The 12,022-nt window shown below is 66.9% G+C and carries 12 protein-coding genes and 1 pseudogene; 3 read left to right on the top strand and 10 right to left on the bottom strand.

Annotation, left to right across the window (positions count from 1 at the left end; genetic code table 11):
- From ACWD5O_RS35775 to ACWD5O_RS35750, 6 genes and pseudogenes are all read right to left on the bottom strand, one after another.
- Positions 1-199, bottom strand: a pseudogene (locus ACWD5O_RS35775) (hypothetical protein); the annotation flags it as partial.
- 18 nt (positions 200-217) lie between these two features.
- Positions 218-3,280, bottom strand: coding sequence for an amidohydrolase family protein (locus ACWD5O_RS35770; protein ID WP_450005767.1), 3,063 nt, complete (start codon positions 3,278-3,280; stop codon positions 218-220).
- A 75-nt stretch (positions 3,281-3,355) separates the two neighbouring features.
- Entirely contained in the window at positions 3,356-3,493 is a 138-nt protein-coding gene (locus tag ACWD5O_RS35765; RefSeq protein WP_450005765.1) for a hypothetical protein, read from the bottom strand.
- A 206-nt stretch (positions 3,494-3,699) separates the two neighbouring features.
- Positions 3,700-5,352, bottom strand: a complete 1,653-nt coding sequence (mctP, locus tag ACWD5O_RS35760) for a monocarboxylate uptake permease MctP (protein WP_354967908.1) — start codon at positions 5,350-5,352, stop codon at positions 3,700-3,702.
- Entirely contained in the window at positions 5,352-5,573 is a 222-nt protein-coding gene (locus tag ACWD5O_RS35755) for a DUF3311 domain-containing protein (protein WP_354967907.1), read from the bottom strand. The genes mctP and ACWD5O_RS35755 overlap by 1 nt, the downstream gene beginning before the upstream one ends.
- A gap of 79 nt (positions 5,574-5,652) precedes the next feature.
- Positions 5,653-5,910, bottom strand: coding sequence for a DUF3311 domain-containing protein (locus tag ACWD5O_RS35750; RefSeq protein ID WP_354967906.1), 258 nt, complete (start codon positions 5,908-5,910; stop codon positions 5,653-5,655).
- Positions 5,911-6,144: 234 nt separating this feature from the next.
- Between ACWD5O_RS35750 and ACWD5O_RS35745 the strand changes: the two genes are divergently transcribed.
- From ACWD5O_RS35745 to ACWD5O_RS35735, 3 genes are all read left to right on the top strand, one after another.
- On the top strand, positions 6,145-7,698 hold the full coding sequence (locus ACWD5O_RS35745; protein WP_450005762.1) for a sodium:solute symporter family protein: 1,554 nt from the start codon (positions 6,145-6,147) through the stop codon (positions 7,696-7,698).
- Positions 7,699-7,829: 131 nt separating this feature from the next.
- Positions 7,830-8,390 carry an RNA polymerase sigma factor gene (locus tag ACWD5O_RS35740; RefSeq protein WP_450088025.1) on the top strand — a complete coding sequence of 187 codons (561 nt, stop codon included), beginning with the start codon at positions 7,830-7,832 and terminating at the stop codon, positions 8,388-8,390.
- On the top strand, positions 8,387-8,674 hold the full coding sequence (locus tag ACWD5O_RS35735) for a hypothetical protein (protein WP_354967903.1): 288 nt from the start codon (positions 8,387-8,389) through the stop codon (positions 8,672-8,674). Before ACWD5O_RS35740 ends, ACWD5O_RS35735 begins: the two co-directional genes overlap by 4 nt.
- A 103-nt stretch (positions 8,675-8,777) precedes the next feature.
- Here the strand turns inward: ACWD5O_RS35735 and ACWD5O_RS35730 are convergent, their stop codons facing one another.
- From ACWD5O_RS35730 to ACWD5O_RS35715, 4 genes are all read right to left on the bottom strand, one after another.
- Positions 8,778-10,223 carry an aminotransferase class V-fold PLP-dependent enzyme gene (locus ACWD5O_RS35730; protein ID WP_387329224.1) on the bottom strand — a complete coding sequence of 482 codons (1,446 nt, stop codon included), beginning with the start codon at positions 10,221-10,223 and terminating at the stop codon, positions 8,778-8,780.
- Between the two features lie 25 nt (positions 10,224-10,248).
- Positions 10,249-10,683, bottom strand: a complete 435-nt coding sequence (locus ACWD5O_RS35725) for a RidA family protein (protein ID WP_450088026.1) — start codon at positions 10,681-10,683, stop codon at positions 10,249-10,251.
- The gene (locus ACWD5O_RS35720; protein WP_354967917.1) at positions 10,614-10,985 is read right to left on the bottom strand and encodes a hypothetical protein; all 372 of its coding nucleotides are present in this window, start codon (positions 10,983-10,985) and stop codon (positions 10,614-10,616) included. Before ACWD5O_RS35720 ends, ACWD5O_RS35725 begins: the two co-directional genes overlap by 70 nt.
- Positions 10,986-11,062: 77 nt before the next feature.
- Positions 11,063-11,647 carry an integrase core domain-containing protein gene (locus ACWD5O_RS35715; RefSeq protein WP_450088024.1) on the bottom strand — a complete coding sequence of 195 codons (585 nt, stop codon included), beginning with the start codon at positions 11,645-11,647 and terminating at the stop codon, positions 11,063-11,065.
- Positions 11,648-12,022: the final 375 nt, after the last annotated feature.

Below are 12,022 nucleotides of genomic sequence, written 5' to 3'. Positions count from 1 at the left end.
GCCGCCGCGAGTGCCACCCCTGCGACTGAAACCAGGTCAGCTGCTCGGCGACGTGGTCCACGTCGAAGAGCCGGTAGACCAGGTCGGGTGGCTGCCCGACGGGCGCTTCGGCGTAATCGGGCCAGTCGAGGCCCACAGCCGTCGCCGCCGCACGGTACTCCGCCGCCGCGTCACGCAGCACGCGCATGTCATCGAGCATCGCGGCAAGAATGCGACTCTATTCCTGCAACGCGGCCGAGGTGGCGTAGGGCTGCAGGATCTCGCCGACGCTGTGCACGATTCCGTTCTTCATCACCAGCTCCACGCTAGCGGCATCGGCGACGTCCTCGAGCGGATTGCCGTTCACCATGGCCAGGTCCGCGATCTTGCCCTCCTCCAAGGTGCCCAGCTCATGCCCCACGCCCATGTAGCGGGCGGCATTCGCCGTCGCGGTCTGGAGCGCCTCATGGTTGCTCGTCACGTCGGCCATCGCGCGCAGTGCGAGATGCAGCGAAACGGCCGGCGCATTGAGCGGCGCGTCGGTGCCGAGCGCGAAGGGCGTACCCGCGCGAAGCACCGCGGCGAGCGCGTTGAAGGTAGTGCGGATAGAGGCGCGCTGCGCATCGGTCGGCGGATTCTGCGCTGCCTGCAGCATGGCCGGCACGAACTGCGGCGGCATGAGGAGCTGGAAGCGGCGGTCCTGTACGATCATCGGATCATCGCCGATGAGCGCGGGCGCGAGATTCGTGCTCGCCATATCGGACTCGCCCTCGGTGAAGAGGGCGAGCGCATCCTGGTAGAGAATGCCGCCCGGGGACAGCGACGGGCTGAAGCCCGAGCGCTGGGTGGCTGAGAGGTGCGTGATTCCCTTTAAGCCGGTCTGGATTCCCGGTGACAGCGGATGCGTTCCGCTCGGCACGCCCATCTCGTGCGCCGTCTTCGCCACCTTGGCCATGAGCCAGACGGGTGTACGCACGTAGGCCTTGAGATAGTCCAGCTCGAGGATGCGCGCCTTCTGCATCTCAAGGTCCGCCACCCGCTCGTCCTTGATCGGCCGCGACTGGGCGTAGTAGGTCGACAATCCGTCGGCGAGAGCGCCCGCGGTAAAAAGACGTGGCCCGACCATTTTGCCGGCCTCCAGCGACTCGCGGAGATTGAGTGCGTGGTAGGGCGTCCAGCCAACGCAGCTCACCGACGTGATGCCGTACGAGAGGAACATGGCCATTACGTTGCCCATCGACTCCAGCATTTGTGTGTGGATGTGGGAGTCCCAGAGCCCGGGCATCACCACCAGGTTCGAAGCATCCACGAACCGGTCGTTCTTGCCGAGGCCCAGCGCCTTACCCTTGGCTCCCGGCGCGATGGGGCCGATCGTCTGGATGCGGTTGCCGACCACCATGATCTCGACGTCGCGGTGGATGATCGGATTGATGCCGTCCCACATGCCGCCGGCATGGATCACCGTGCGGCCAGCCGGAACGGCCTGCTGCCACTTGAGGTCCAGCGGGATGTCGCGCTCGCCCGTGCCGTCGACGCGGATGGTCTTCAACCGGTCGTTGCTGACGTAGACAATAGTGCGCGAGTCGCCGCCCCAGGCCGGCATGTCGGCCGCATGCTGCGTGAGCTGAACTGCAGGACCCGTCGGCACGCCCTTGTGGTCCACCGGCAGCACGTGCAGCGTGGAATCCATGATGAAGGCCATCCATTTGCCGTCCGGCGACCAAGCGGGCCCTGATTCCACCCGGTCCGAGATTCCGTTCGGGTGCGGCGCAGGCTCCTGGAAGGAGGCGGCGCCAGTGGCGACATCGATGGTGCGGATCAGATTGCGGCCTTCGCGGAAGCGCGTGTTGTTGCGTTGGAAGTCGGCGAGGGCGATAGTGGCGCTGTCCGGCGACCAACTCGGACGCCCGACGGTCGCTCCGCCGCCGACGCGGTTGACAACCAGCCGGGACTGGCGCGTCGCGAAGTCGTAGACCAGCAGCGCCTGGGCGTCGTTGATGAACGCGAAGCTGCGGCCATCCGGCGCGATCACGCCGCCAACCACGTCGTGGTCGGGTATGAAGGACAGCCGCGTGATGGTGCGCGTGGCGAGCTCGATGGAGTAGAGCTCTGGCGAGCCGCCCCCGTGCCGGTCCGACCCGAAATAGATTTTCGCGCCGTCTCTCGACCAGCTCGGGTACCAGTCGAGGAACTTGTCATCGGTCAGGCGCACCGGCTTCTTGCCGATCTCCATGACCCAAAGGTCGTTGAGCGCGACGAAGGCGACCTTCATCCCGTCGGGCGACAGCGCCGGCGCCAGGATGCCGTGCGTCGGGCGCGCGCCCTTGAAGCCGAAGCGGTAGTCTTTGGGCTTGATCACCGGCCGCTGCACACTAAGCTGCGCGCTGAACGCGATATCGCTCAAACCGCTGCCGTCGGCATTACGCAGGCGAAGCTTGCCGTCGCCGGCGTAGAGGAACCGCCCGTCGGGCAGCCAGCGCACCGGGAAGGGGAAGATGTCCTCGCCCGAGGTGACGGTCTGGCCGTCGAGCACGATCTGACGGGCGTTGTTCAGGAATACGACACCCTGCCCACCCGGCAGCCAGTTCGGCGCCTGAGCGCTGCCACTCGGGATGCTCGCCAGCTCCTGGCGCACGCCCGCTGCATCCACCGCGTACACGAAGCGGCCATCGACGTACGCGATGCGCGAGCCGTCCGGCGACCAGGCCGGCGAGTGCTCATTCGTGGTCAGGCTGGTGCGGCGCTCGTATGCCCGCGTCTGCACATCGATGGTCCAGATGTCGTAGGACCCGTTGCCGCTGCGGTCCGAAGAAAACGCGATCTTCCTTCCGTCCGGCGACCACGCCGGTTCACGGTGGTCGTACGGACCGCTCGTGACCTGCACGAGGTCCGATCCGTCAGGCCGCATGGTCCAGATCTGGTAGTTCTGGTCCGAATAGTTCTGGAAGGCGATGCGCGAGCCGTCCGGCGACCACGCGGGCCACACCGCCTCGACTTGCCAGCCGGTGAGCTGGCGCGCCTCGCCGCCGCCAACGGGCATGCTCCACAGGCTCGTCTGAAGCACGAACACGATCGTCGTGCCGTCGGGCGACACGTCGGCGGCCATGTTGGTGCCCTCGGTCATGGTCACCGTCACGTCCTTGACGTCTCCTTCCAGCAGATTGGCCTCAAATCTGACCGGAGCCACAACCGTGGTCTGCTTGTCAACGTCGATGACGCTGAACAAGCTGGGCGCTACGGCAGGTGCCAGGCCCACGAACGCCATCGTCCTCATCGCCTCGCGTCGGGTAATCTCGGCCATTGCCACTCCATTTCCACTGCGATGATCGCGCCGAGCCGCGGGTGACATCGGTCACGATGGCTTCTTGGGTCCCGTTCAGCGCAGGATCCACAGGCCCTGGTTCTTGTTGGACAGGTAGACACGGCCGCGCCCATCGGCCAGGACGTCTTCGCTCCATAGCAGCACCAGTGCGTTGGGCGGCTGCGGTCCGAAACGATGAGTGGGGTCAGCCAACGAGGATTCCTCCCAGTGGGACATCGGACCCGCGAATTACGATCGCGGATCACATGTTGTAGGAGCAGTTCGTGGACCCGCCGCCGCAGCAGCCTGCCCCGACCCCGTTCGTCTAGACGGTAAGTCCGAAGTTTGGTCAGTGGTCGTATGCGATCAGTGAGCCCCCCTCCCGACCGGCGGCGGTCGGGAGGGGGCCTGCGATCGGTTTAGGCCACCGGTTCGGGCGCGTCCACGCCGGCCTCCCTACGCGGCGCGGGGACGAGCCGGGCGTCGCCCTCGTCGGCGTGGTAGTCGTCGGTGGTGGTGCCGTCGGCGCCGTCGGCCACCTTCGTGGCCCGCAGGATCAGCGTGCCGAGCACCGCCACCAGCAGGTTGACCAGTACGGCCACGATGCCTACGTAGATCGTCTTGGTGGTGTCGAAGCCGAACTCCGACAGCGGGAACGCCGAGCCACCGAAGTGCTTCCGGGTGGGGCTGGCCACCTGGTAGAGCATCCACATGCCCAACCCCATCCCGGCGACCCAGCCGGCGATCAGCGCGCCCCGGTGGAACCAGCGGGTGTAGAGGCCCAGCGCCACCGCGGGCAACGTCTGCAGGATGATCACGCCACCGATCAGTTGCAGGTCGATGGAGAACTGCGGGTCGAGGAAGACGATGCAGGCGACGGCGCCGACCTTCACCACCAGCGAGGTGATCTTCGAGACGTTCGCCTCCTGCGCCGGGGTGGCGTCGCGCCGCAGGTATTCCTTGTAGATGTTGCGGGTGAACAGGTTCGCCGCCGCGATCGACATGATCGCCGCGGGGACGAGGGCGCCGATCCCGATTGCGGCGAACGCGATGCCGGCGAACCAGCTCGGGAACTGCTGGTCGAACAGGAGCGGCACGACGGTGTTGTTGTCCACCGAGCCCTCCTTGGCCCCCGGCAACGGGGTCACCCCGGCCGCGATCGCCATGTAGCCGAGCAGCGCGATCAGCCCCAGGAGCAGGGTGTACGCCGGCAGCGCCGACATGTTGCGCTTGATCACGTTGCGGTTCTTGCTGGCCAGCACGCCGGTCAGGCTGTGCGGGTAGAGGAACAGCGCGAGGGCCGAGCCCAGCGCCAGGGTGATGTACTGCCACTGGTTGTTGGCGTTGAGCAGGATCCCGTCGCCGGCGTTCTGGCTGGTGTCGAACTTGGCGTCCGCCGCGTCGAAGATCTCCCCCCAACCCCCCAGCTTGTACGGCAGATAGATGATCGCCACCAGGATCACGATGTAGATCAGGATGTCCTTGATGAAGGCGATCAGCGCCGGCGCCCGCAGGCCGGACTTGTAGGTGTACGCGGCGAGGATCGCGAACGCGATGATGATCGGCAGGTGCCGGGCGATGGTGCTCTCGCCGGTCACCCCCATCGTCTTGAGCACCGCTTCGATGCCGACCAGTTGCAGCGCGATGTACGGCATGGTGGCGGCGATGCCGGTGATCGCCACCAGCAGGGCCAGCGTTGGCGAGCCGAACCGGGTCCGGACGAAATCCGCCGGGGTGACGAAGCCGTGCCGGTGCGACACCGACCAGAGCCGCACCAGCACCAGGAAGACCAGTGGATAGACGATGATCGTGTAGGGCACAGCGAAGAACCCGGCCGCGCCCGCGCCGAACATCAGCGCCGGCACCGCCACGAAGGTGTACGCGGTGTAGAGGTCACCGCCGACCAGGAACCAGGTGATCCAGCCACCGAAGCTGCGCCCGCCCAGCCCCCACTCGTCGAGGTGGGCCATGTCCTTGGGTGCACGCCACCTGGCCGCCACGAATCCCATGGCACTGACCAGCAGGAACAGCAAGCAGAAGATGATGATCTCGGTGAGATGGTCGCGCCACATCAGCGCTCACCCCGCTTCTTCGTCATCTGGTAGACCACCGTCGTGGTGGAGACGCCGATGATGATGAAGGCGAGTTGCAGCCAGTAGAAGGTCGGAAACCCGAACAGCCGCGGTCCGTCCGAGTTGAACACGGGCGTGGTCAACGGCACCACGATCGGGACGAACAACAGCCAGTTCCACGGGCTGCTGTCCTTGGCTCTAGCTCTCGGCTTCGCCGGCACATTCTGCTCCTGTTCGTCGATGCGGGGGTAATCGGTGCGATGCGCGCGATGGTCGGGGCGGGCCGCGCGGTGGCCGGACTCAGTGCGGACCCGCCCGCCTGGCACGCCGATGGGCCAGGTAGGCGCAGGCCAAGCAGGCTGCCGTCAAGGGGACCCACGCGAGCTGGTACCAGTGGAAGAACGGCACGCCGAAGAGTCGCGGTTCGGCGCGGGCGAACACCGGTGTGGCCACCGCGCCCAGCATGGGCAGCGCCAGAGCGACCGCCTGTAGACAGGCCCAGACGCGGGCACGCTGTGCGGTGGGTGCCACCATCTCGCCCGCCTCGCCTGGGTTCATACGTCTCTCCCATCACCTCTGACACTTGATTCTCAAGTTTCGAGCTGGTTAATTAGCTCTCGATCACTTTGCTTCCTCTGCTGCGTCCCTCCCTGCTGGCTCCCTCACCACCTCAGTTGCGGTCCGAACCCAGAAGGTTTACCCGCATCGGGTCTGGACCCCGCCAGCGGCATGGGAGGAGCAGCACATGGCAGAGTTCGCAGTCTGCTGTCACGCCGACCTTGGGAAGTGGACGTGAGAGCGGCGGTCGCCGCGGTCGTGGTCCTGTCGGCGTCCGTGGTCGCCCTCGTGGCCTCCCGCGGCCGGGGTCGCCGCTTGCCCGCGGGACGCGACCTGGCCGGCTGGGCCTTGGCCGACCGCAGCCACGGGCACCTGTTGACGTGGTGTGTCCTGGGCGGCACGATCTACACCGCCTACACGTTCCTGGCCGTTCCCGGGCTGGTGTTCAGCTCCGGCGGTGTCGGCTTCTACGCCCTGACGTACACGGTCGTGGTCTATGCGTTGGCCTTCATGGTCCTGCCACGACTGGCCGGCATCGCGCGCACTCACGGCTACGTGACGGGGGCCGACTTCATCCGCGGCAGGTACGGCTCCCCTGGCCTGGCGCTTGCGGTGGCACTCACCGGGATTCTGGCCACGATGCCGTACATCGCCCTGCAGTTGCTGGGCATACGGGCGGTGCTCAGCGTGCTCGGGGTGGAGTCGGGCGGTGTGGTTGGAGACCTGGTGCTCACCGTCGTGTTTGCGGTACTTGCTGTGTCGACCTACCGGCACGGGCTGCGCGTGCCCAGTGCTGTCTCCATTGGAAAGGCGGTCCTTGTCCCGGCGTCCGCCGTGTCGATCGCGGCGCTCGTGTGGATCCGGGTCGGTTCACCGGGGGAGCTGTTCTCCGCGGCGGAGCGGACAATCACCGCGCGGGACAGCGGTTTGAGCGTCGTGCTGGACCCAGCGCTGGGACCTGCGTACGTGTCGTTGGCGCTGGGGTCAGCTTTGGCGCTGTTCGCGTTTCCGCATGTGCTGATGGTCGCGTTCTCAGCCCGCAGCGACGACGTCGTTCGGCGATCGGCGGTGACGCTGCTGGGCTGGACCGGCCTGCTGGGCCTGTTCGCGGTGTTTGGCGTGGCCGCGCTGGCCATGAGCCTCGTGCCGCCGCCGGGACGGGCCGAGCTCGCCGTCCCGATGCTGGTGCGCGAGCTGGCACCTGCATGGCTGTCCGGGGCCGTGCTGGGTGCCCTGGTGGTGGCGGCGCTGGTACCGGCCGCCGTCATGTCGATCGGGGCTTCGGCCCTGTTTGCCCGCAACGTGTATGTGGAGTATGTCAACCCGACCGCGACCGCGGAGCAGGAGACCAAGGTGGCCCGGGTCGTGTCGCTGGTCGTGAAGCTTGGCGCCTTGGGCTTCGCCATGGGCCTTCACGGTCAGAACGCCATCAACCTTCACTTGCTGGGTGCGGTGTGGGTCCTGCAGACGTTGCCTGCTCTGGTCCTCGGCCTCGCATCCCGGGCACCGCATCGGTTAGCCCTGCTGACCGGCTGGTTCGTCGGGATGATTGCGGGCACTGCGATGGTCGCCCACGGTGGGTTCTCTCCGACCGTACTGGTGTCCCTCGGGCCGGTCAGCACGCAGCTGTATCCGGGGCTGCTTGGGCTCGCGGTCAACCTCGCTGTCGTCGTCGTGGCCGAGCTGCTGTTGCGACGATGGGGGCCCGTCCGGGGGCTGGATCGGACGGTGGGTCGCCGAAGTACGCGGACGCTGCCGGCCGCGGCCTCGCGCTCGGTGCAGTCATGAACCTCGATCGAACGCAGCGCCACGGCACCTCAGATCGCCGCAACCGGCCTGCGCAATCCGAGATTGTCGGCCCTAACCCCGACGACTCGGGAGCGAACCCGTCCGGCACGGCCGGCGCGGAACATCGAGGAGTGCCGCTTCCGGCGGACGGCCCGCTGGCGGACGGTCCCGGCCTCGACCTCCACGATGTGGAACGCGAAGCCGCGATGATCGCCCTGTTCGACTCACTGCACGGCCAGCTCGTCCGACTTGCCTTCCTGCTGGGCGCCGACCACGACGCCGAGGACCTGGTCTCGGAGGCGTTCTGCGAGCTACATCGACGCTGGTACCGGCTGCGTGATCCGGCGGCAGCGCCACAGTACCTGAGGTCGATCGTGTGTAACCTTGCCCGTATGCACGTCCGGCATCTGCAGGTGCGTCGCCGTCATGCCGGAGACGAGCTGCCCCCCGGCCAGGCCAGCGTCGTGGACTCGGCAGAATCGTCCGTGCTGCTGCGGGAGGGTCAGCGAGCGGTTGTGGCGGCGCTACGGCAGCTGCCGGTGCGCCAGCGCGAGGCGCTGGTGCTGCGCTACTGGCTGGATCTGAGGGAGGCTGACATCGCCGGCGCCATGGGCATCAGCACTGGGGCGGTGAAGTCACACATCTTCCGGGGTATGGCCGCCCTGGCTACGCTCATGGGCGCGTCCCGATGAGTATCGGCGAGACCGAGACCCGGCTGCGGGATACCCTCCAGGTGCTGGCGACCACAGCCGTCACTTCCCCGGATGCATATGCAAACGCCCGCAGCGAATGGCAGCGGCGGGAACGGCGCCGGCGGCTGCTCACCGTCATCTTGGCATTGCTGATCTTCGCCCTGGCTGATGTGGTCGGGCTGTGGGCTCTCAGCAATCACCACCACACCAGACCGACGCCGTATGACCAGCCGGTGGCCCCTGGGAGCAAGGTCGGGCTCGATGGTGTCGTGATCATACCCTGACCTGGGTTCGGCGCCATGGCGGCCCACCACCGGGCCGGCGGCGCACGGCAGGGCGAGCGCCCGCTGACGTCGCGAACGCTCGCCCCTTGCCTCGTGGCCGCTGTCAGGCCATCTTGCCGGACAGTTTCCATGCCGCGTCGACCAGCCGGTCAACGTCCTGGCTCTGGTGGAACAGGTGCGTTGAGATGCGGACGGGGCGATGCGACTGGGCCGATCCGATGACGGGGAAGTCGCTGTTACGGATGGTGATCCCGTACTCGTCGCTCATCCGCGCGACGAACTCGGCCGACTTGTCCGCGTTGAGCACATCGGTGCGATTGCGGAACGGGTTGAACGACGTCAGGGCGCAGACCAGGCGAGAGTCGTCCTTCGGGGAGTACAACGATTGGACCCCCCACCGCTCGGCGACGAGTTCCTTGAGGTACGACGACAGGCCGACGACGTGGTCTTCGATGCGCTGTCGTCCGATGCGGTCCCACACCTCGCAGACGGTCCTGACTCCGGTGTTCAAGGCCAGGCTGCCGTTGCCGACAGACTGGAGGTAACTGCCGATGTTGTAGCTCTCCTTGTCGGTCGTCGAGCGGGGCGGTACGCCGCCTTCCGCCGGATAGCTGCTGGACACGACCGGCCAGAACTCTGGCAGGGGGTTCGGGTTGTACTGGGACAGGACCTTGTTGCGGATATACAGCACGCCCGTTCCGCCCGGACCGCACTGCCACTTGGCGGCGGAGCCGGCGAGGAAGTCCACGCCTAGCTCGTGGAAGCTGTAGTTCATCATCCCGGGGATATGTGCTCCGTCCACAACGCTGGTCAGGCCATATTCCTGGGCGAGCTTGGCCAGCATCGGGATGGGCAGCATCGTCCCGGTCTTGTACGTCGGAGCGGAGAACAGAAGGACCTTGGTCTTGGCGGTAATCGCCTTGCGGAACAGCTCCACATAGTCCTCAGCCCGCTGGTCGTTGCCCACGGGCAGGGCCACCTTCCGGATGACAACGCCGTGCCGATCCCGGGCCATGCCCATCGGGACGAGGCCGCCTCCGTGCTCGTGATTGGTCGTCAGGATTTCGTCACCCTCGCGCAGATTCAGCCCGGCGATGATCTTCGACATGCCGTCACTGGTGTTGTGCGAGATGACGAGCTCGTCCACGTCGCAGCCGTATCCACGAGCCGCGACGGCCCGGACGTCGGCGAAGTCGCTGTAGGCGGAGAGGGCGTCACGGGCGACGTCCCGATTCGTTTTGTCGAGAGCGTCAAGGACCTCGCGGGGTGGGGAGCCGACTGTCCCCACGTTCATGAAGAGGACCTTCTTGTTGAGGGTGAACAGCTTCTCGACCTGGCGCCAGAAGTTCGCGTCGTTCGCGAGCGGCAACGACGACGACCCGGCAGCGGTCAGCGGGGATGCCGCCGCGGGAGAGGCGGCGGCGAAATTCAACCCCGCCGCACCCGCGGCGACGGCGCCCGCGCCGGCGCCCAGGAACTGGAGAAGGCCTCGACGCGAAATCTGGGGCGGCGTGTCCCCAGGGACTGGGGCGTTGGCGGTGTTCAGCATAGTTGTGTCCCCCTTCTAGGTAGAGTCATCGCACCGCGATAGCGGAGATTTCGACCTTGGCGTCCTGCGGCACCCGCGCCACCTGGATGGTGGCCCGGGCCGGCGGCTTACTGCCGAAGAACTCGGCGTACGCGGTGTTGAAGCGGGCGAACTCATTGAGGTCTGCCACATAGACCGTGGTGCTGACGACGTTGTCCAGGGTCATTCCACCGGCCCGCAGCACCGCATCGAGGTTCCTCAAGACCTGGCGCGTTTGGTCCTCAATGGACGCATTCGCCAGGAGCTTGTTCGTGACCGGGTCGATGGGAAGCTGGCCGGACAGGTACAGGGTTTCTCCCACAGCTATGGCCTGGGAGTACGGACCTATCGCGGCCGGGGCGTCCGGCGACGTTACAACCCGGTGATGCTTGCCACCGTTCTTTTGTTCGCTGGCGTTGGCGGCTGGTTCGTGTCCTGCGATGACGGCACCGGCTGTGCCAGCCAGCGCGCAGGCGAGAACTGCGGCAACCAGGCGAGTCCGTCGAAATCCGACAATGGAGGTTCTAGGAGACACACGTCTCTCCGCTCTTCGTGGATGTCTGCCGACTTCCGCAGGCCTGCGAGCTTGTCGTCATCCGTAAGTTGCATCCCGCGCGCGTACGGTTTACCGCCTTGAGCAATTTGTTTGGCCGCGATGTCGGTGCCTGCAGTGCGGTGACGGGCGTGATCGACTTTGGGAAGCTGCCGGGACGGCGCCACCGAGGACACCGCCGCTGCGAACATGCCGGTCTTCGTCGAGGCGGTCCAGCAGCGCGGAGGGTGGCTGGCGATGCCCTGTGGGTGTCTGAAAGTCGGTCAGCCTACGCGGCCTGCGAGTACTCGCCGACCATGCCGCCGAGGCGATCACGCCGCAGCACCCGCCGGCCAGCGATGGCGACCGGCGGTTGGGCCGGTCCGAGCGGCGGTGCCTGTGCCAACGAACGGTGTGGACGGTGCGAGTTGTCATGGTCGACGAATTCGGCTACCACCGACTCTAGGTGGCGACGCCCGAAGATCAGCACGCGGTCAAGCAGTTCACGGCGTACCGTGCCGACCCAGCGCTCCGCGTACGCGTTGGCCCGCGGTGCCCGCGCTGGTGTCGTGAGGACGTCGATGCCTGCGGCGGCGAAGACCGCGTCGAACACGGCGCTGAACTTCGTGTCGCGATCCCGGAGCAGGAACCGTAACCGGTCGTCTCGCTCGCCAAGGTCCATCAGCAGGTTCCGGGCCTGCTGGACCACCCACTCCTCCACCGGATGTGCGGTGCCGAGCACATGGACCCACCGGCTGCCCACCTCGACCGCGAACAGCACGTACAGCCGCCGCAGCAACACCGTGTCGACGGTGAAGAAGTCCACCGCCAGGACGCCCTGCGCCTGGGCCCCTAGGAACTGCCGCCAGGTCACCGCCGACCGCTTCCGAGCGGGATCGATCCCGGCCAGGTTGAGGATGACCCAGTTGGTACTGGCACCGCCCGGTAGCCAAGCCGGCGCAGCTCGCCATGAATTCTGCGGTAGCCCCAGGTCGAATTCTCCCTGGCCAGTCGCAACACCGGACCGCGGATCTTCCCGGTGACCGGTCGCCGGCCGCGTCGGCTCGGATAGGTCCAGCGCTGGCGGACCAGATCCCGATGCCAGCGCAGCAGGGTGCCCGGCCGAACGAACAACCCGTCCCACAATCGGCGGCGCAGCAGCCGTGTCAGGCCGGCCAGCACGCCCGGTCAGCCCAGTCCCACCCGCGGCCGAGCGACCTGTCGCCGCAGCACCGCCACCTCGTGACGC

The sequence above is a fragment of the Micromonospora sp. NPDC005161 genome, assembly GCF_053599855.1.
Note: the sequence above shows the minus strand (reverse complement) of the source record. Positions and strands in the feature narration are given on the sequence as shown.

Bases quoted from the DNA above. Each gene is read 5' to 3' on its own strand.
- ACWD5O_RS35750 (WP_354967906.1), bottom strand. From the start codon at position 5,910: ATGAACCCAGGCGAGGCGGGCGAGATGGTGGCACCCACCGCACAGCGT.
- ACWD5O_RS35730 (WP_387329224.1), bottom strand. From the start codon at position 10,223: ATGCTGAACACCGCCAACGCCCCAGTCCCTGGGGACACGCCGCCCCAG.
- ACWD5O_RS35770 (WP_450005767.1), bottom strand. From the start codon at position 3,280: ATGGCCGAGATTACCCGACGCGAGGCGATGAGGACGATGGCGTTCGTG.
- ACWD5O_RS35735 (WP_354967903.1), top strand. From the start codon at position 8,387: ATGAGTATCGGCGAGACCGAGACCCGGCTGCGGGATACCCTCCAGGTG.
- mctP (WP_354967908.1), bottom strand. From the start codon at position 5,352: ATGTGGCGCGACCATCTCACCGAGATCATCATCTTCTGCTTGCTGTTC.
- ACWD5O_RS35720 (WP_354967917.1), bottom strand. From the start codon at position 10,985: ATGTTCGCAGCGGCGGTGTCCTCGGTGGCGCCGTCCCGGCAGCTTCCC.